This is a genomic window from Burkholderia sp. AU28863 (assembly GCF_002223195.1).
In the GTDB taxonomy this organism is placed as follows: Bacteria; Pseudomonadota; Gammaproteobacteria; order Burkholderiales; family Burkholderiaceae; genus Burkholderia; species Burkholderia sola.
Genome location: NZ_NKFE01000003.1, coordinates 447,833 through 467,045, shown reverse-complemented (window position 1 = coordinate 467,045; position 19,213 = coordinate 447,833). Strand labels below are relative to the sequence as shown.

18 protein-coding genes and 1 tRNA gene are annotated in these 19,213 nt (G+C 66.7%); 7 read left to right on the top strand and 12 right to left on the bottom strand.

The window, feature by feature from the left end; genetic code table 11:
• Positions 1-38 precede the first annotated feature (38 nt).
• Complete coding sequence (locus CFB81_RS04510) at positions 39-218, top strand: hypothetical protein (protein WP_006486620.1); 180 nt, start codon at positions 39-41, stop codon at positions 216-218.
• A 19-nt stretch (positions 219-237) separates the two neighbouring features.
• Here the strand turns inward: CFB81_RS04510 and waaC are convergent, their stop codons facing one another.
• Positions 238-1,236: a lipopolysaccharide heptosyltransferase I gene (waaC, locus tag CFB81_RS04505; RefSeq protein WP_069621119.1), complete on the bottom strand. Its 999-nt coding sequence runs from the start codon at positions 1,234-1,236 to the stop codon at positions 238-240.
• A 192-nt stretch (positions 1,237-1,428) separates the two neighbouring features.
• Between waaC and CFB81_RS04500 the strand changes: the two genes are divergently transcribed.
• A complete protein-coding gene (locus tag CFB81_RS04500) occupies positions 1,429-2,976 on the top strand; it encodes a chloride channel protein (RefSeq protein ID WP_089434686.1) in 1,548 nt (515 codons plus the stop codon).
• Between the two features lie 116 nt (positions 2,977-3,092).
• Here the strand turns inward: CFB81_RS04500 and CFB81_RS04495 are convergent, their stop codons facing one another.
• The 5 genes from CFB81_RS04495 to CFB81_RS04475 all read right to left on the bottom strand — a co-directional run bounded on the left by CFB81_RS04495 (position 3,093) and on the right by CFB81_RS04475 (position 6,377).
• Positions 3,093-3,494, bottom strand: a complete 402-nt coding sequence (locus CFB81_RS04495) for a YXWGXW repeat-containing protein (protein WP_089434685.1) — start codon at positions 3,492-3,494, stop codon at positions 3,093-3,095.
• 161 nt (positions 3,495-3,655) lie between these two features.
• Positions 3,656-3,910, bottom strand: coding sequence for a cell division topological specificity factor MinE (minE, locus tag CFB81_RS04490; RefSeq protein WP_006476634.1), 255 nt, complete (start codon positions 3,908-3,910; stop codon positions 3,656-3,658).
• A gap of 12 nt (positions 3,911-3,922) precedes the next feature.
• Positions 3,923-4,738 carry a septum site-determining protein MinD gene (gene minD, locus CFB81_RS04485; protein WP_006476635.1) on the bottom strand — a complete coding sequence of 272 codons (816 nt, stop codon included), beginning with the start codon at positions 4,736-4,738 and terminating at the stop codon, positions 3,923-3,925.
• Between the two features lie 59 nt (positions 4,739-4,797).
• Positions 4,798-5,583, bottom strand: a complete 786-nt coding sequence (minC, locus tag CFB81_RS04480; RefSeq protein ID WP_046545139.1) for a septum site-determining protein MinC — start codon at positions 5,581-5,583, stop codon at positions 4,798-4,800.
• A gap of 170 nt (positions 5,584-5,753) precedes the next feature.
• The gene (locus tag CFB81_RS04475; protein WP_226093718.1) at positions 5,754-6,377 is read right to left on the bottom strand and encodes a GNAT family N-acetyltransferase; all 624 of its coding nucleotides are present in this window, start codon (positions 6,375-6,377) and stop codon (positions 5,754-5,756) included.
• Between the two features lie 554 nt (positions 6,378-6,931).
• Here CFB81_RS04475 and CFB81_RS04465 point away from each other — a divergent pair.
• On the top strand, positions 6,932-8,092 hold the full coding sequence (locus tag CFB81_RS04465) for an alkane 1-monooxygenase (RefSeq protein WP_069621122.1): 1,161 nt from the start codon (positions 6,932-6,934) through the stop codon (positions 8,090-8,092).
• 354 nt (positions 8,093-8,446) lie between these two features.
• On the opposite strand, the gene CFB81_RS04460 is transcribed toward CFB81_RS04465, so the two are convergent.
• Together CFB81_RS04460 and serS are read right to left on the bottom strand one after the other, a co-directional pair.
• Positions 8,447-8,537: transfer RNA gene (locus CFB81_RS04460), tRNA-Ser, on the bottom strand.
• Positions 8,538-8,653: 116 nt separating this feature from the next.
• Complete coding sequence (serS, locus tag CFB81_RS04455) at positions 8,654-9,955, bottom strand: serine--tRNA ligase (protein ID WP_089434683.1); 1,302 nt, start codon at positions 9,953-9,955, stop codon at positions 8,654-8,656.
• Positions 9,956-10,202: 247 nt separating this feature from the next.
• Here serS and CFB81_RS04450 point away from each other — a divergent pair, with 247 nt between their 5' ends.
• On the top strand, positions 10,203-10,472 hold the full coding sequence (locus CFB81_RS04450) for a DUF2164 domain-containing protein (protein ID WP_050011597.1): 270 nt from the start codon (positions 10,203-10,205) through the stop codon (positions 10,470-10,472).
• A gap of 43 nt (positions 10,473-10,515) precedes the next feature.
• On the opposite strand, the gene CFB81_RS04445 is transcribed toward CFB81_RS04450, so the two are convergent.
• The 3 genes from CFB81_RS04445 to CFB81_RS04435 all read right to left on the bottom strand — a co-directional run bounded on the left by CFB81_RS04445 (position 10,516) and on the right by CFB81_RS04435 (position 15,111).
• Positions 10,516-11,826, bottom strand: a complete 1,311-nt coding sequence (locus tag CFB81_RS04445) for a replication-associated recombination protein A (protein ID WP_069621124.1) — start codon at positions 11,824-11,826, stop codon at positions 10,516-10,518.
• Between the two features lie 239 nt (positions 11,827-12,065).
• Complete coding sequence (gene lolA, locus CFB81_RS04440) at positions 12,066-12,755, bottom strand: outer membrane lipoprotein chaperone LolA (protein WP_069621125.1); 690 nt, start codon at positions 12,753-12,755, stop codon at positions 12,066-12,068.
• A 46-nt stretch (positions 12,756-12,801) separates the two neighbouring features.
• The gene (locus CFB81_RS04435) at positions 12,802-15,111 is read right to left on the bottom strand and encodes a DNA translocase FtsK (RefSeq protein WP_069621126.1); all 2,310 of its coding nucleotides are present in this window, start codon (positions 15,109-15,111) and stop codon (positions 12,802-12,804) included.
• A 387-nt stretch (positions 15,112-15,498) separates the two neighbouring features.
• Here CFB81_RS04435 and trxB point away from each other — a divergent pair, with 387 nt between their 5' ends.
• The 3 genes from trxB to CFB81_RS04420 all read left to right on the top strand — a co-directional run bounded on the left by trxB (position 15,499) and on the right by CFB81_RS04420 (position 17,986).
• On the top strand, positions 15,499-16,461 hold the full coding sequence (gene trxB / locus CFB81_RS04430) for a thioredoxin-disulfide reductase (protein ID WP_050011600.1): 963 nt from the start codon (positions 15,499-15,501) through the stop codon (positions 16,459-16,461).
• 135 nt (positions 16,462-16,596) lie between these two features.
• The gene (locus CFB81_RS04425) at positions 16,597-17,376 is read left to right on the top strand and encodes a Smr/MutS family protein (RefSeq protein ID WP_089434682.1); all 780 of its coding nucleotides are present in this window, start codon (positions 16,597-16,599) and stop codon (positions 17,374-17,376) included.
• Positions 17,363-17,986, top strand: coding sequence for a trimeric intracellular cation channel family protein (locus CFB81_RS04420; RefSeq protein ID WP_069621128.1), 624 nt, complete (start codon positions 17,363-17,365; stop codon positions 17,984-17,986). Before CFB81_RS04425 ends, CFB81_RS04420 begins: the two co-directional genes overlap by 14 nt.
• A 103-nt stretch (positions 17,987-18,089) precedes the next feature.
• Here the strand turns inward: CFB81_RS04420 and CFB81_RS04415 are convergent, their stop codons facing one another.
• Positions 18,090-19,208, bottom strand: coding sequence for an ABC transporter ATP-binding protein (locus CFB81_RS04415; RefSeq protein ID WP_069621129.1), 1,119 nt, complete (start codon positions 19,206-19,208; stop codon positions 18,090-18,092).
• Positions 19,209-19,213: the final 5 nt, after the last annotated feature.

Below are 19,213 nucleotides of genomic sequence, written 5' to 3'. Positions count from 1 at the left end.
CGCGCCCGGGGATCCCGCCCCGACAAGGAGCCGCCGCCATGAATATCCGCCTTGCCAATGCCGATCTCGTGCTGATTCTTGCGCTCGCGCTCGGTGGCGCGCTGTTGCTCGCGCTGCGGTTCCGGCCGAAGACCTGGCGCGGCCTCGTGTTCGAGGCGCTGCTGGCGAATCTGGCGGCCATCGCAGCCGTCGTCACGGTCGAAGCACTGCTCGCCTGACCGCGGCCGCCGCGCCGCGTCAGGCCAACAGCCGCGCGCGCACCGCGCCGTAGGCCGGGCAAACCGTATCGATCGCATCCAGCGCCTCGTCGACGGTCGGCATCGCGCCCGGCTCGCCGATCGACAGCGCATTCGGCACGCCGCCGATGCCGCAATGATGGCGCGACGTCGCGACGAAAATCATGACGGTGGGCCGCTGCAGTGCGTGCGCCATGTGCACGAACCCCGTATCGACACCCACCACGAGCGCGGCCCGGCCAAGCGCCGCGCCGAGCTCACGCACCGTCATCGCCGGTAACACGACCGCGCCCGGCGCCCGCGCGGCGATATCGCGCGCATCGTCGTGCTCGGCCGCCGATCCCCACGGCAACAGCACGCGCACGCCGCGCGCCATCATCTGCGTCGCAAGGGCGGCCCAGTGCTCGGCCGGCCACTTCTTGTCGGGATTGGACGTCGCATGGAACAGCAGCATGAACGGCCCGCCGTCGGTCACGGCGGCCGGCAGGTTCGCATCCTGCGGCGCGACGATGCCGTGCGTGGCAGGCCCTTCCGGCACGTAGCCGAGCGCTTCGCCGGCACTCACGCGCATCCCGTGCCATGCGTCGCAGTCCGGCCGCGGACCGAAACGGTGCGAATACGCGAAGCGCGCACCCGTTTCGCCGAGATCCTGCGTCTGGTAGCCGAAGCGACGCGCGCCACGCGCCAGCGACGAAATGATCGCGCTCTTGTACACGCCGTGCAGATCGATGATCGCGTCGTAGCGGTGCGCACGCAACGCACCGATCGATGCCGAGATGGCCTTCAGGTCGCCGGCATTGCGCAGTTTCTTGAAACGGCGCAGCGGCGCGCACAGGACGGCGCTCACACCTGGATGCCAGCGTACGACCTCCGCGCACGATTCGTCGACGGCCCAGTCGACCGTCACGCCGGGGAAAGCGCGATGCAGGTCGGCGACGACAGGCAGCGTCTGGACGACATCGCCGAGCGACGTCACTTTCACGATAAGGATACGTTTCACGATTTGCGGGGACTCTCGACTGGCCATTCTGGCATGCTAACGACCGTTGCTATGTACAGACATTACGCGAGCATTACATTTGCAACAAATTGCATCTCTTTTGTGAATTTTTGTCGTCCCTCGCAGAGCATCGTCGCCCCGGTGGCATCCGGTTCTTTTTATAATTCCCTCTTTGCCCTCCGGCCCGAGCCCATGCCGCGCCCTGCCCTTCCCGCGCTGTTTCCCGCCCTTACCCGCCGCTCGCTGCGAATCTGGCGCCAGTATGGTGTTTTCTGGCTCGGCGCGATCGTCGTCGGCCTCGCGGCCGTACTGTATGCCCGATTGATCGACTGGGGTTACGAGACTTTTCGCGCGATGCGCGATCACGCCGCCTGGCTGCCGCTGCTGCTGACGCCGGCGATCGCCGCCTTGTCGGCATGGATCACGCGCCGCTTTTTCCGCGGAGCCGAGGGCAGCGGCATCCCGCAGGTGATCGCGACGCTGCATGCGCGCCCGAGCGCATTCGGCGCGCGGCTGCTGACGCTGCGCATCCTGTTCGGCAAGGTGCTGATCTCGTTCCTCGGCATCCTCGGCGGCTTCACGATCGGCCGCGAGGGGCCGACCGTGCAGGTCGGTGCGGCGCTAATGTTCAACCTGCGGCGCTTCTACCCGCGCTCGAACGCGCAGATCGAACGCCAGCTCGTGCTCGCTGGCGCGGCGGCCGGACTGTCGGCCGCATTCAATACGCCGCTCGCGGGCATCGTGTTCGCGATCGAGGAACTGACCCGCAGCTTCTCCGCACGCGCCAGCGGCGTACTGATCACCGCGATCATCCTCGCCGGCGTCGTCGCGCTCGGGCTGAACGGCAACTACACGTATTTCGGCACGATCAACGCCGGGCTCCATTTCCCGAAGCTGCTGGCGGTGGCGGTGCTGGTCACCGCGATCGTGACGGGCATCGCGGGCGGCTTGTTCTGCTGGCTGCTGCTGAACACGGGGCGCTGGCTGCCCGCGCAACTGCTGGGCCTGTACCGTGAGCGGCCGGTCACGTTCGCCGCGCTGTGCGGCTTCACGATCGCCGTCGTCGGGCTCGTGTCCGGCGGCACGACGTTCGGCAGCGGCTATGCGGAGGCGCGCGGCCTGCTCGACGGCAGTCAGCAGCTGTCGGTGTTCTATCCGCTCCTGAAGATGGTGTCGATGGTCGCGTCGTACCTGCCGGGCATCCCGGGCGGGATCTTCGCGCCGTCGCTGTCGATCGGCGCCGGCTTCGGCAACGTGCTGCATGCCGTGTTCAGCAACATGAGCCTGCCGATGCTGATCGCGCTCGCGATGGTCGGCTATCTGGCCGCCGTCACGCAGTCGCCGATCACGTCGTTCGTGATCGTGATGGAAATGATCAACGGTCACGCGCTCGTGATTTCGCTGATGGCGACCGCACTGGTATCGAGCCGGGTATCGCGCTTTTTCGCGCCGCCGCTCTACGAGACGCTCGCGCAGCGCTATCTCGCGCCGCCCGTCGCGCCGGCCGCGGCAACCGCAGCGCCCGCGGCGGGCAACATGACCGACGTGACCGAACCCCAGGATGCAACGGCGGCCCCCGCCGATCCGCTCGACACGCTGCGCGACGAAGGCGACGAGGAGCCGGCCGCTGCGGCGCCGGCCGACAGCGCTGCGGACACGGCGGCGCCGCACGATACCGGACCCGCTGCGACCGATGCGAACGGCCCGACGCAACAGCACGGCCCGCGCGACGCTCAGTAGATCACGACGGGCGCCGGCCGGTAGTAGACCGGCCGCGCCGGCACGACGATGCACCCGGCCAGTGTGATCGCGACGAGCGCGATGGCGATTGCGGTTCTTTTCATCGCGCGCCGCCATCAAGCCCAGTGGCCGCGGGTCCAGAACCAGTTCGGACCGCGCTGGTCCCAATGCCCGGGCACCCACTGCATGCCGACGCGCTCGGCCTCCCAGTGGCCGCCGATCCACACGTAGCGCCCATGCTCCCAATGCCAGTGCCCGCGCTCCCACACGTAGCCCACGCGCGTGGCCGGTACGACCTCGTAGCGCACGGGCGGCGGCGCATTCGGCGCGACGGCGACGATTTCCCCGCTAGGCACGGCGACCGGCTCCGCGATGACCATGCGTCCCTGCGGCGCGATCACGGGCGTGCCGACGAGAATCTCGTCCGCATGCGCGGCGAACGGCGCGACGACGGCCGACAGGCCCGCGGCGAACAGCGCGAGCGAAACGATACGACGTGAAACGGTAGAGACAGCCATCACAACCTCCTGGTTGAACAACACACGTGAGCGTATTCGTTCAATGCGGGAGGGTCGATGACGGACGACAGGCGTCGTGTTACGGCGCGCCCGAAAGTGCAACAGGGCGTAAGACGCGCACGGCGGCGGGCGCCGCCGTGCGGAGGGACACGCGCTCAGCGTCAGGCTTGCGGGATCTCGATCTTCACTTCGAGGACTTCGAGATCGTCCTGGCGCTCGAGGCTCACGCGGATGTCATCGTCCGAAATATGGACGTACTTCGAGATGACCGCGACGAGCTCTTTCTGCAGCGCCGGCAGGTAATCGGCAGGCGGCCGGCCGCCAACCCGCTCGTGCGCGATGATGAGCTGCAGGCGCTCCTTCGCGACCGATGCGGACTTCTTCTTCTCGCCGAGGAGAAACGAAAGGATGGACATGGGCGGCCTCCGTTACTTGCTGCCGAAGAGGCGCTGCAGCAGGCCCGGCTTCTGGTAATCGGTGAAGCGCAGCGGCTTGTCCTCGCCGAGAAAGCGGGCAACGACGTCCTTGTACGCTTCCGCAACGTCGGTACCGTCGATATGCACGGCCGGCAGACCCTGGTTCGACGCATGCAGCACGGCTTCCGACTCGGGCACCACGCCGATCAGCTTGATGCGCAGGATCTCGCTGATGTCCTCGAGCGACAGCATCTCGCCTTCGCTCACGCGCTTCGGGCTGTAACGCGTGATCAGCAGGTGTTCCTTGATCGGCTCCTTGCCTTCGGTCGCGCGCTTCGTCTTCGACGACAGGATGCCGAGAATGCGGTCCGAGTCGCGCACCGACGACACTTCCGGGTTCGTGACGATCAGCGCTTCATCCGCGAAGTACATCGCATGCAGCGCGCCGGCTTCGATACCGGCCGGCGAATCGCAGACGATGTATTCGAAGTCCATCGCGACGAGGTCGTTCAGCACCTTCTCGACGCCGTCGCGCGTCAGCGCATCCTTGTCGCGCGTCTGCGACGCCGGCAGGATGAACAGGTTCTCGCACTTCTTGTCCTTGATCAGCGCCTGGTTCAGGTTCGCTTCGCCCTGGATCACGTTCACGAGGTCATACACGACGCGACGCTCGCAGCCCATGATGAGATCGAGGTTGCGCAGGCCGACGTCGAAGTCGATCACGGCCGTCTTGTGGCCGCGCAGCGCGAGACCCGACGCGAAGCTCGCGCTCGTCGTCGTCTTGCCCACGCCGCCCTTGCCCGAGGTCACCACGATGATTTTTGCCATTTACCCAATACCCTGTGTTCGTCAATGAGAGCCGATCGATCCGGAGCGCACCGCGTGAATCACGTCAGGCGCAGCGGTTCGATCATCAGTTTTTCCTCTTCGAGCCGGATCTGTACCGATTTGCCCAGTACGTCGGCGGGCAGCGGGTTCTCGGTCGTTCGATAGATACCCGCGATCGAAATCAGTTCCGGTTCGAGACACGTGCAGAAAATGCGCGCGTCGTGATTGCCGTGCACGCCCGCGAGCGCGCGGCCGCGCAACGGCGCGTAGATGTGGATATTGCCTTCCGCGATGATTTCCGCGCCGTGACTGACCGGCGCGAGCACCACGAGGTCTCCTTTCGCGTAAATCTGCTGCCCCGAACGCAACGGCCGGTCGATCACCAGCGTCTGGCCGCCGGCCTGCACGAGCGTCGGCGCGGGCTCCGACGGCTGTTCGGGCGCCGCTGCGGCTGCCGCAGCGGCGGCGGGCTCGACGGCTGGCACGGCCGCCGGCTCCGCTTCGTCGGCAGGTTTCGCGGCCGGCGCGCGGCGATCGCGCGCCTCCAGCAACGGCAGGCCGGCTTCCCCCGCCCAGCCCTGCGTTGCCAGTGCGACGACGCCCACCGGACGCATCCGCACGTCGTTCAGCATCTGGCGGATGTCCGCGAGCGCGACGCGCTCGCCGTCAGCCAGGCGGCGGACGTCGATCGCGACGACATCGTCGGCGAAAAACTCGGGAGTCGCTTCGAAGCGCTTGACCAGTTCGGTACGCAACGCGTCGAGATCGGTCGTCTTCACGGTGAACAGCAACGTATCGACCGATCCGCTGCGCAGCTCGAAGAATGGCGATTTTTTAAGCGACATGGACACTCTGCAAAAATTTTTTGCGTATTTTACAGGCGTCCACGCGGGCGGCCATTATTTTTGGGACTCAGGGTTGCGGCGGCCCGGGCGGACGCGCAACCGGCAGGCGGGCAGGCCAGCGGGCGATCGGACTTTTGTCGCGCCGCGCGGCGGGCTATTTCGAGGTCGGGTCAGTGCTTCACCTGCGACACGAACAGCGATTTCATCGCGCCGGGCATCCGCGCGATCGGCGCATGTTCGCCGGTGTTGCCGAAACCGGCACGCTCGTAGAAACGGATCGCGTTGCGATTCGCATCGGCGATCCACGCGTAGACGTCGGTGGCGCCGCGCTCGGCGAGCCATGCGGTGGCCGTCTCCAGCAGCAGCACGCCGCCCCGCAGATGACGCACCGCATGCGCGACCCACAGTTCGCTGACGAACGCGCGCCGATCGGGCGTGTTGTCGAAATACGCGCCGATCATGCCCGCCGGGTGGCCTTCGGTGTACAGCAGGAAAGTCGTCGACTCGTCGGACACGGCGCGCTGCGCGGCGATCGCCGACGCCGCGTCCGTTTCGACGGTCAGCAATTCGGCCTCCGGCGCTTCGCCGGGCGCATAGGGCTCACGCAGCGATGCGGCGCGGAGTTCGCGATACACGCCGCCCTGGTCGGCAGCGATACGACGAACGGTCAAGGTCGAACTCATGCAGGCACAGCCCCCTTCGGACAGCAAGCTAGTAGCTTCAACCGAAAGCGGGGCATGAGTCAAATCGTAATTTTCAAATGGCGGCGCGGATCGAAAGGCGGCAGATGTCATCCGCGACGACCCGCACCGCTCGGTGTGCAGGTGCAGCATCGTGGCATCGACGCAGACGACGGAAGGGTGAGCGCGTTCGCGTGATCCGGCGCTACGCGTCGTTCTCCTTGCGATGCGCGGCCGGCCGCTCTCGAACCGCGGTGCAACGCGTCGCGGCGGCCGTAACGCTACGTAATATAAGCGAACCAAAGCGCACGGCGCCCATATTTCGGCAGCCTCATTATTGCGATGCAACATTTGTTGCAGCCCCGTCACACCGGCCCGTGCGCGCCGCACGCCGAGCCAATCGTCTGACGAACGCGCCGCCGCGCGGGCCGATCCGCCGTCGTCGGCACGTTTCAATCCGCGCGTAGCGGCTCCGCCCCGCCCTGCGTCTCGCGCACGCCGTCGTTTGGAGCGCCACGCCTAGCGCGCGGGTTTGGCAAGCACGCGCACCGGTCGTATAACAGGCAGAACCGGGCAACGATCCGGCGCTGCCGCGCGCGTCGCGGACCACGAGGATTCGAACAATCTTGCATGCGGCCGCCCGCGGGCCGGCCGACTGGAGAGAGACAATGGCAATGACCGACGGATCGGCCTCGGGCTGGTCGGATGGCAAGCGTTACCTGTGGCTGCTCGGCGCGCTGACGATCACGCTGCCGATCCTCGCCGCGCAACTCGCGCTGTCGACGGGCCTTCACGTGTTCTGGTGGTTCGGCCCGCTGTTCGCGTTCGGCGTGATCCCGATTCTCGACACGCTGATCGGCGACGATCGCGACAATCCGCCCGAGGCCGTCGTGCCGCACCTCGAACGCGAGCGCTATTACCGGTACATCGTCTATCTCGCGACTTTCGTCGAATACGTCGCATTCTTCATGTGCGTCTGGATCGTCGGCACGCACGCGCTCGCGTGGTACGACTACGTCGGCTTCGCGCTGTCTCTCGGCGCCGCGACGGGCATCTCGATCAACACCGCGCACGAACTCGGGCACAAGACCGACCGCTTCGAACGCTGGCTCGCGAAGATCACGCTCGCGCCGGTCGCGTACGGCCACTTCTACGTCGAGCACAATCGCGGCCATCACGTGCGCGTCGCGACGGCCGAGGATCCGGCGAGCGCGCGCTACGGCGAGTCGTTCTGGGCGTTCCTGCCGCGTACGGTGACGGGCAGCATCCGCTCCGCGTGGCGGCTCGAGAAGGCTCGCCTCGAACGGCTCGGCCATTCGCCGTGGACCTGGCGCAACGAAGTGCTTCACGCATGGGCGATGACTGTCGTCGTGTGGGGCATCGCGATCGCGATGGCCGGCAAGGTCGTGATCCCGTTCCTCGTGATCCAGGCCGTCTACGGCGCGTCGCTGCTCGAAGTCGTGAATTACGTCGAGCACTACGGGCTCGGCCGCCGCAAGCTGCCGAACGGGCGCTACGAACGCTGCACGCCGCAGCATTCGTGGAACAGCAATCACGTCGTCACGAACCTGTTCCTGTATCAGTTGCAGCGACACGCCGACCATCACGCAAATCCGACGCGCTCGTACCAGGCGCTGCGCCACTTCGACGATGCGCCGCAATTGCCGGCCGGCTACGCAACGATGATCCTGTTCGCGTACGTACCGCCGCTCTGGTATCGCGTGATGAATCCGCGAGTCGTCGCGCACTATCGCGGCGACATGGCGCAATCGAATATCAAGCCGTCGATCCGCGACAGGGTGCTGGCGCAGTATCCGGCGGCGGGGTGATGGGTCGGCAGGACTGTGTAGAAGCCGGCGAGCGCTGTGGGAGACGGTTGGCGCGCCGGCAACCGGTTTGCATGCGCACGGTGCGACAGCGACGCCGTCACGCCATTTCGGGCAACGCGGACATGGCCCGGTGACGACGGCAGTCAGCCATGCAAAACCCGTCAGGACTTCCGACAGTCGGTGCGTCACGGGGCGGCGTATTCGTCATGCAGCGAGCCGGCATCGAAGATGCGGCAGGATCCGATGCAGCCGTCGTAGCCAGCCTGTCGTCACCGCATCCGTAATCGACACATTGCACCGACGACCCAAAACGAAAAACCCCTTGATCCTTCCGGATCAAGGGGCTTCGTATTTTGGCGGAGAGGGTGGGATTCGAACCCACGGTACGGGGAAACCGTACGCCTGATTTCGAGTCAGGTACATTCGACCACTCTGCCACCTCTCCTTCCTTGCTGCATTTCGCGGCTGGTCGTTTCCGCGAGAAAAAGATTATAAGACGATCGCTTCGAGGCTGACAAGCCCTTTCTGCAAATTTTTTGCGAAGGCTCCGAAAGACCCGCGTTACGACGCCTGTGCCGGCGCGTCGATCCGCTCCATGCCGCCCATGTACGGACGCAGCACTTCCGGCACCGTGACCGAGCCGTCCGCGTTCTGGTAGTTCTCCAGCACCGCGACGAGCGTGCGGCCGACCGCCAGACCCGAACCGTTCAGCGTATGCACGAGCTCCGGCTTGCCCTGCGCGTTGCGGAACCGCGCCTGCATCCGGCGCGCCTGGAACGCCTCGGTGTTCGAGCAGCTCGAGATCTCGCGATAGGTGTTCTGCGCGGGCAGCCACACCTCGAGGTCGAACGTCTTCGCGGCCGAAAAGCCCATGTCGCCCGTGCACAGCGTGATCACGCGGTACGGCAGGCCGAGCTTCTGGAGGATCGCTTCCGCGTGGCCGACCATTTCGTCGAGCGCCGCGTACGACGTTTCCGGCGCGACGACCTGCACCATCTCGACCTTGTCGAACTGGTGCTGACGGATCATCCCGCGCGTGTCGCGGCCGTACGAACCGGCTTCCGAGCGGAAGCACGGGGAATGCGCGGTGAGCTTGATCGGCAGCGCGGAGGCGTCGACGATCGACTCGCGCACGGTATTCGTCAGCGAAATCTCGGACGTGGAGATCAGGTATTGCGTGACCGTGTTTTCCGCACCGCCCTTCTCGACGCGGAACATGTCGTCCGCGAACTTCGGCAACTGGCCCGTGCCGTACAGGATCTCCGGGTTCACGATGTACGGCGTGTACGTTTCGGTATAGCCGTGCTGCTGCGTGTGCGTATCGATCATGAACTGCGCGAGTGCGCGGTGCAGGCGCGCGATCGGGCCGCGCAGCATCGTGAAGCGCGCACCGGCGAGCTTCGCGCCCGTCTCGAAATCGAGGCCGAGCGGCGTGCCGACGTCGACGTGATCCTTCACCGCGAAGTCGAACTGGCGCGGCGTGCCCCAGCGGCGCACCTCGACGTTGTCGGCTTCGTCCTTGCCGACCGGCACGCTTTCGTGCGCGACGTTCGGCATGCCCAGCATCAGGTCGGACAGGCGCGCCTGGATCTCGCCCAGCTTGGCTTCCGACGCCTTCATGTCATCGCCGATCCCGCTGACCTCGGCCATCACGGCCGACGTGTCCTCGCCCTTGCCCTTCATCGCGCCGATCTGCTTCGACAGGCTGTTGCGGCGCGCCTGGAGCTCTTCGGTGTGGGTCTGGATCGCGCGGCGTTCCGCTTCGAGTGCGGAGAACGCGGCGACGTCGAGGGTGTAGCCGCGATCGGCGAGGCGCTTGGCGACGCCGTCGAGGTCTTTGCGCAGCAACTGGATGTCGAGCATGGGAGGACTTGGAAAATCGTTGTGTAAGACGGGAATTCTAACGCACCGCGCGGCCGCCACGGCGTCGGCCGGATGGACAATGCCGCAAATGGGCAGCCATGGCAGTATCGCATTCGCGGTCCGCCGCATCGGCGGCCGGCGAACTGCCGAGCGCGTGGCCATGACGGGATCGCACAACGCCCGCGCCGGCTGGCGGCAACCGAATCGGGCGGAGCGCCGGCTCCGCGTCACAGCCCCAAGGAATCCGATGACCATCGAACTCGACAAGGATGTTCGCGACCGCGCGATCGCGTCGCTGCAACGCTATTTCACAGAAAACATGGACGAGCCGATCGGCAACATCCAGGCCGGCGCGCTGCTGCATTTCTTCATTCAGGAAGTCGCGCCGGCGATCTACAACCTCGCGATCGCCGACGCGCAGGAACGCCTGCATGCGCGGGTCGCCGAACTCGACATCGAATGCCACGAAGAGCCGTTCGAATACTGGAAGAAACAGCAACCGGCCCGCAAGCGCTGACGCCTGCGCGGCAGCGCGGATCGAACCGGCGCGGGCGGCGCCGTCAATCCTTCTTGCCGGCCTCGCGATCGAGCTCGCGCAGCCATGCGAGCTTCTCGGCGATCTTCGACTCCAGCCCGCGCGGCACCGGCTGATACCAGCGCGGCTCGCGCATCCCGTCCGGCAGGTACGTCTCGCCGGCCGCGTACGCGTTCGGCTCGTCGTGCGCGTAACGATAAGCGTGACCGTAGCCGAGCTCCTTCATCAGCCTGGTCGGCGCGTTGCGCAGGTGCACGGGCACCTCGCGCGACTTGTCCTGCTTCACGAACGCCATCGCCTGGTTGAACGCGTTGTAGCCGGCGTTGCTCTTCGCCGCGCACGCGAGATAGATCACGGCCTGCCCGAGCGCGAGTTCGCCTTCCGGCGAGCCGAGCCGTTCATAGGTTTCGGCCGCATCGTTCGCCACCTGCAACGCGCGTGGGTCGGCCAGGCCGATGTCTTCCCACGCCATCCGCACGATGCGCCGCGCGAGATACTTCGGATCCGCGCCGCCGTCGATCATCCGGCAGAACCAGTACAGCGCGCCGTCCGGGCTCGATCCGCGCACCGACTTGTGCAGCGCCGAAATCTGGTCGTAGAAGTTGTCGCCGCCCTTGTCGAAGCGCCGCGCGTTCAGCGTCATCGCGTTGCTGACGAAATCGGCATCGATCGTCGTGACCCCGGCCGACGTCGCCGCCGTCTGCGCCTGTTCGAGCAGGTTCAGGAAGCGGCGCGCGTCGCCGTCCGCGTAGCCGACCAACGTATCGATCGCCTTGTCGTCGAACGCGAGGCCGTCGAGCGCGATTTCCTGCGCACGCTTCAGCAACTGGCGCATCTCGTCGTCGTTCAGCGACTTCAGCACGTACACCTGCGCCCGCGACAGCAATGCCGAATTGACCTCGAAACTCGGGTTTTCGGTCGTCGCGCCAATGAAGGTCACGAGGCCCGACTCGACGAACGGCAGCAGCGCATCCTGCTGCCCCTTGTTGAAACGGTGGATCTCGTCGACGAACAGGATCGTGTGGCGGCCGGTACGGTTCAGCGTGTCCTTCGCCTGCTCCATCGACTCGCGGATGTCCTTCACGCCGCCGAGCACCGCGGACAGCGCGATGAACTCGCAGTCGAACGCAAGCGCGGTGAGCCGCGCGAGCGTCGTCTTGCCGACGCCGGGCGGCCCCCACAGGATCATCGAATGCGGCTTGCCGGATTCGAACGCGAGCCGCAACGGCTTGCCTTCGCCCAGCAAATGCGTCTGGCCGATCACCTCGGCGAGCGTTTTCGGCCGCAGCGCCTCGGCGAGCGGGCGGCGCGGCTCGACTTGAAACAGGTCGGACATGAACCCTCGCTCCACATCAAACGGTCGCGGCCGAACCGGCCGCCGGACCTGACATTATGACAGCCGCGCGAACGCGCCGCCGGGCCTGGTGCCCGCACCTGTTGCACGCGTCCGTTACACGCGTCCGTTACACGCGTCAGTTACACGCGTCCGTTACACGCGTCCGTTACACGCGCCCCAAAACAACACGGGCCTGCCGTTGCCGGCAGGCCCGTGTCGGGAAAACGGCGCGGCGAAGGTCAGCCGTTGATCACGTCTGCGCCCTTCGGCACGACGAACTTGAACGTATCGCCCTTCAGCGACGGGTTCGTCTGGATGTTCGTGAAGGTCAGCAGCGTCACGTTGCCGAACACGTCGTGCAGCTCCATCGCGGCGAGCGTGCCGTTGCGGAAACCGATGCCGATCCGCTGGAACTGCGTGTCCTGCGCCTTCGGCAACATCTCGAGCCACTCGATGCCGCCCTTCTCGCCGGCATCGCGCAGCGTGTAGTTCTTGTCGAGATCGTTGCTGCCGAACAGGATCGCCGCCGGGCTCGCGCCCAGCGCGCCGTTCAGCTTGCGCTCGGTGACCTGGTTCAGGTCGCGGTCGTACACGTAGAGCTTGTCGCCGTCGGCCTGCAGCACCTGCTGGTACGGCTTCTGGTACGTCCAGATGAACTTGCCCGGCCGCGCGAACACGAACGTGCCGCTCGAATTGTCGGTGGGCTTCGGCGCGGCCTGCGCGGCGCTCGCGCCCTTGGCCGGCGCCTTGACGATCTGCTGCGTGAAATCGCCCTTCGCCGAACGGACCTGCGACACGAAGGCCTTCAGTTGCTCGGTGCCGCCCGCGAACGCGTGCGTCGCCGCGAGCATCAGCGACGCGCCGGCGAGCGCCGCGCCAAGCCAGCGCCGCGTCGAACGAAGGGAAGGGGCGAACGAAAGTTGCTGCATGATGCGGTTTTCTCCGTGGGTGGCCGGCGCCGCGGGCGCCGCGGACTCATTCCGCGTCGCGCGCCGGCACAAGAATTTCGCGGTTGCCGCTCGACGACATCGCCGACACGAGCCCCGACTGCTCCATCTGTTCGAGCAGCCGCGCCGCGCGGTTGTAGCCGATCCGCAGATGACGCTGCACGAGCGAGATCGACGCGCGGCGGTTCTTGATGACGATCTCGACCGCCTGGTCGTACAGCGGATCAGACTCGCCACCGCCTTCGCCGGTTCCCGCGCCGGCCGAGCCCTCGTCGCCGTCGGCGGTGCCGCCTTCGAGCAGACCCTCGACGTAGTTCGGCTCGCCCTGCTCCTTGAGCTTCTCGACGACACGATGCACTTCGTCGTCGGCGACGAACGCGCCGTGCACGCGCACGGGCAACCCCGAGCCGGGCGGCAGATACAGCATGTCGCCCATCCCGAGCAGCGATTCGGCGCCCATCTGGTCGAGAATCGTGCGCGAGTCGATCTTCGACGACACCTGGAACGCGATCCGCGTCGGCACGTTCGCCTTGATCAGGCCCGTGATCACGTCGACCGACGGCCGCTGCGTCGCGAGGATCAGGTGGATGCCGGCCGCGCGCGCCTTCTGCGCGATCCGCGCGATCAGCTCCTCGACCTTCTTGCCGACGACCATCATCAGGTCGGCCAGCTCGTCGATCACGACGACGATGTTCGGCAGGCGGCCCAGCGGCTCAGGATCTTCCGGCGTCAGGCTGAACGGGTTCGGGATCTTCTCCTCGCGCTTCGCCGCCTCGTCGATCTTGTTGTTGTAGCCGGCGAGGTTGCGCACGCCGAGCTTGCTCATCAGCTTGTAGCGGCGCTCCATCTCCGCGACCGTCCAGTTCAGCGCGTGGCCAGCCTGGCGCATGTCGGTGACGACCGGGCACAGCAGGTGCGGAATGCCTTCGTAGACGCTCATTTCGAGCATCTTCGGATCGATCAGGATCAGGCGCACCTGCTCGGCGGTGGCCTTGTACAGCAGCGACAGGATCATCGCGTTGATCCCGACCGACTTGCCCGAACCGGTCGTGCCGGCCACCAGCAAGTGCGGCATCTTCGCGAGATCCGCGCACACCGGCTTGCCGCCGATGTCCTTGCCGAGGCTCAGCGTCAGCGCCGACGATGCGGCCGCATACACCTCGGAGCCGATGATCTCGGACAGGTGCACCGTCTGCCGACGCTGGTTCGGCAGCTCGAGCGCCATGTAGTTCTTGCCGGGAATCGTCTCGACCACGCGGATCGACACGAGCGACAGCGAACGCGCGAGATCCTTCGCGAGGTTGACGATCTGGCTGCCCTTCACGCCGGTGGCCGGCTCGATCTCGTAGCGCGTGACGACCGGGCCCGGATACGCGGCGACGACGCTCGCCTCGACGCCGAAGTCCTTCAGCTTCTTCTCGATCAGCCGCGACGTGAATTCGAGCGTATCGGCGGAAATCGCTTCCTGCGTCTTCGGCGCCGGGTCGAGCAGCGACACCGGCGGCAGCGTCGAATCGCCCGGCAGGTCGGTAAAGAGCGGCACCTGGCGTTCGCGCTCGACGCGCTCGGACTTCGCCGGCGTGACGACCGGCGGCACGATCGTCACCGGCTCGTGATCCTCGATGCGCACGCGCTCCTCCTCGACCTTGCCTTCACGGCGCACGGCAGCGGCCTCGCCGAGCTTGCGGTCGCGCTCGGCCTCGCGGCGCAGCTTCGCGACGTTGACCGCGGACAGGATCGCGCCGCCGACGCGCTCGGCGACCGACAGCCACGAGAAACGGAAATACAGCGACAAGCCGATCGCGAGCGCGATCAGCAGCAGCAGCGTGCCGCCCGTGAAGCCGAACGCGTGCGACATCGCACCGGCGACGGCCTCGCCGACGACGCCGCCCGGCGCGCGCGGCAACTGCACCTTCAGCGACCACATGCGCAGCGCCTCGATGCCGTCGCATGCGAGCACGACCAGCACGAACGCGAAGATCTCGGTGAGCCAGCCGATCGGCCGCTCCGGTTCGTCCGGAATCGCGTCGTGGCGCGTGATGCGGCGGTAGTTGACGGCGATGCGCCGCCCGAGCGGCACGATCAGCCAGTAGGCCGACAGGCCGAACAGCAGCAGGATGATGTCGGCCGTCCACGCGCCGACGCGACCGGCCCAGTTCGAGATGTGATCGACCTGGGCGGCGTGCGTCCAGCTCGGATCGCGCCGGCTGTAGCTCAGCAGGGCCATCACCAGAAAAGCGCAGAGCGCAACCTGGAGAATCCAGCGGATCTCCGTGAGGAGCTTCGACATCCGGTGCGGCAACGCCTGTGCCTGGGCGGAATAAGGAGCTTTTGCCATGAATCCGTATAAAGAGGACGGGCCGTGCGCCCGCCTGTCGTTCGATCGCGCTTATTGTAAACGCTGCACCGCGCCGCCAAGTGTAAATGACGGTTACATAGCGGGGACCGGGCGCCGAACCGGCGTGACCGGCCGCGCCATGCGGAGCCGAGGCCCACGTCTGCGACAACGCGCCGCCGCCGGCGAGGCTGCCGTCCGCCTCGCCGCCGCGATACGTGGGGCACGCCGCGAAACGCTATCGCCACGATTGAAACTCTCGTTCGGCAGCGCAGCAACGGGGCCTTTATAATGCGCGTCTGATACCCATCTATGACGGCATCCCGGTCACCCCGGACCGTCCGGCGAGCCGCATCCCGCCCGCCGCAGCCGCCTTTTACGGATTCGCACATGTCCACGCCCAAACACGCCAAAGTCCTGATTCTCGGTTCCGGCCCCGCCGGCTACACGGCCGCCGTCTACGCGGCACGCGCCAACCTGTCCCCGGTGCTGATCACCGGCATCGCGCAGGGCGGCCAGCTGATGACCACGACCGACGTCGAAAACTGGCCGGCGGACGCGAAGGGCGTGCAAGGGCCGGAACTGATGGCGCGCTTCCAGGAGCACGCGGAGCGCTTCAACACCGAAATCGTCTTCGACCACATCCACACCGCGAAGCTGCACGAAAAGCCGATCCGGCTGATCGGCGACTCGGGCGAATACACGTGCGACTCGCTGATCATCGCGACCGGCGCGTCCGCGCAGTATCTCGGCCTGGCCTCCGAGGAAGCGTTCATGGGCAAGGGCGTGTCGGCCTGCGCGACCTGCGACGGCTTCTTCTATCGCAACCAGGAAGTCGCGGTGATCGGCGGCGGCAACACGGCGGTCGAGGAAGCGCTCTACCTGACCGGCATCGCGAAGAAGGTCACGGTGATCCACCGCCGCGACAAGTTCCGCGCGGAGCCGATCCTGATCGACCGCCTGCTGGAAAAGCAAAAGGAAGGCGTCGTCGACATCAAGTGGGATCACGTGCTCGACGAAGTGACGGGCGAAGAGTCGGGCGTCACGGGCCTGCGCATCAAGAACGTGAAGACCGGCGCGACGGAAGACCTGCACGTGCAGGGTGTGTTCGTCGCGATCGGCCACAAGCCGAACACCGACCTGTTCCAGGGCCAGCTGGAGATGAAGGACGGCTACATCCTGACGAAGAGCGGGCTGCAAGGCAACGCGACGTCGACGAGCGTGCCGGGTGTGTTCGCCGCGGGCGACGTGCAGGACAACGTGTACCGCCAGGCGATCACCAGCGCGGGCACGGGCTGCATGGCCGCGCTCGACGCGCAGCGCTACCTCGAAAGCCTGCACGACAAGAAGTAAGCCGGAAGGCTTGCCGCGGCGGGCGCTACAATGGCGTCCGCTGCCGCGAAGCGGGCTCGACCGGAAAGCCGCTGCCGCCGCGCAGCGGCTTTTTTTTGCCCGCGCGCCCGAACGCGCCTGCCCTGTTACCGAATCATGGCGAAGAACCAGCCCCATCCGAGCGATCCCGCGAAGCGGAAGATCGCTGCCCGTCCCGTGACCCCGGCGCCCGCCGCGCCGCCGCCCGCGCCCGATGCGGCCGCGTTGCGCGGCCAGGGGCTCGCGGGCCTCGGCGCGTTGCGCAAATCGCTGCAAGGCGAGGCCGATCGTCGCGAACGCGCACGCGTCGAAGCCGCGCAGGCCGAGCGCAAGGCGGAAGCCGACGCGAACCTGTTCCGCAACGAAATCGGCACGGTCCGGCCGCTGAACGCGCCGCCGCGCGCGTCGTCGGGCCGCATGCCGCCCGACCCGGTGCCGAAGCAGACGCAGCGCGACGAGGAAGCCGTGCTGAACGCGACGCTGTCCGACGAATTCGATCCCGAGACGCTGCTCGACAGCGACGACTCGCTCTATTACCACCGCCCCGGCATCAGCCGCGACGTCGTGCGCAAGCTGCGCAGCGGTGCGTGGATCGTGCAGGCGCAGATCGATCTGCACGGCATGCGGCGCGACGAAGCGCGCGATGCGCTCGCCGAATTCATCCGCGAAGCCGGCAAGAAAGGGCTGCGCTGCCTGCGCGTGATCCACGGCAAGGGGCTCGGCTCGATCGGCAAGGAACCGGTGCTGAAGGGCAAGGTGCGCGCGTGGCTCGTGCAGAAGGAAGAAGTGATCGCGTTCTGCGAAGCGCGCGGCCACGACGGCGGCGCGGGGGCGGTGCTCGTGCTGCTGCAGCCGCACGCGGCGCCGGCCGACCGGGGGCCGCGTGCCGCATCCTAGGCTGACGCTCGCGATCGCGGTACTGGAGGCGATCGCCACGCTGGCTTTCGCGATTTCGGGGTTCATCGAGGCGCGCAAGAATCGCCTCGACTCGGTCGGCACGTTCGTCGTCGCGCTCGCGACCGCCTTCGGCGGCGGCACGCTGCGCGACATCCTGCTCGAGCGCCGGCCGTTCTACTGGGTCGTGCACGACGACTACGTGATCGCGATCTTCGTGCTCGCGCTGTTCGCGCCGTTCGTGCTGCGGATGCTGTCGCGGCTGTCGGCCGAACGGCTGCTGCTGATCGCCGACGCGATCGGGCTCGGCATTTTCAGCATCTCGGGCACGTCGATCGCGCTCGACGCCGAGATGCCGCGCTTCATCGCGGTGATGATGGGCGTGATCACCGGCGTGGTCGGCGGGATCGTCCGCGACGTGCTGTGCAACGACATTCCGCTGATCCTGCGCGATTCCCGGCCGTACGCGACCTGTGCGTTCGTCGGCTGCTGGTTCTACCTGCTGCTCGTGTGGCTGCAGTTCGACTCGGTGTACAGCGTGCTGCTCGCGACCGGCTTCATCCTCGTCGCACGGCTCGCGACGTTCAAGTTCGACGTACGGTTACCGCATTGACCTGACCGACGCATCCGCGGACGCGTCAGCCGCATCGCCGAAACGAAAAAGGGGCCGTTCATCGAAACGGCCCCTTCGTCTTTCGTTCAGCGCAAGCGTCGCGTCACGCGATCCGCTCTTCCGACGCCGGATCGAACAGCACGGCCTTCGACACGTCGAACAGCAGCGACTGCGTCTGCCCCGGCTGCGGGTTCGCGGCCGGGTGCACGCGGCTCACGATCCGTTTGCCGTTCACCTGCGCGAACACGTGCGTGTCCGGGCCGGTCGGCTCGGTCACGTCGACGCGCACGTCGATCGGCTGCAGCTTCGATGCCTCGCCGTGATGTGCGTTGCGCGCGTCGGTGATGCGCTCCGGACGCAGGCCGAGGATCACCTCGCGGCCGACGTGCGACTTCAGCTTCGCCGCGTCGAACGGCAGGATCAGCGCGCTGCGCGCGAGGCCCGTGTCGATCTCGAGCGCGATCCCGCTGCCCTGCTCGACCAGCTTGCCGTTGATGAAGTTCATCGGCGGCGCGCCGATGAAGCCAGCGACGAACAGGTTCGACGGCGAATCGTAGATGTCCTGCGGCGCGCCGAACTGCTGGACCACGCCGTCCTTCATCACCGCGATCCGGTCGCCGAGCGTCATCGCCTCGATCTGGTCGTGCGTCACGTAGACGATCGTCGTCCCGAGACGCTGGTGCAGCAGCTTGATTTCCGCGCGCATCTCGATGCGCAGCTTCGCGTCGAGGTTCGACAGCGGCTCGTCGAACAGGAACAGCGACGGATCGCGCGCGAGCGCGCGGCCCATCGCGACGCGCTGGCGCTGGCCGCCCGACAGCTGGCCCGGCTTGCGGTCGAGCAGGTGCTGGATCTGCAGCATCGCCGACACGCGGTCGACGATCTGCTGCTGTTCGTTCTTCGGCACCTTGCGGATGTTCAGGCCGAACGAGATGTTCTCGCGCACCGTCATCGACGGATACAGCGCGTATGACTGGAACACCATCGCGATGTCGCGATCCTTCGGCGACAGGTCGTTGACGACCTTGCCGTCGATGCAGATCTCGCCGCTCGTGACGGTCTCGAGCCCGGCGATCATGTTGAGCAACGTCGATTTCCCGCAGCCCGAACCGCCGACCAGGATCAGGAACTGTCCGTCCTCGATCTCGATGTCGACACCCTTCAGGACCGGCACCCCGTTCGGGTAGGTCTTGTACACGTCACGGATGGAAAGGCTTGCCATGCTGT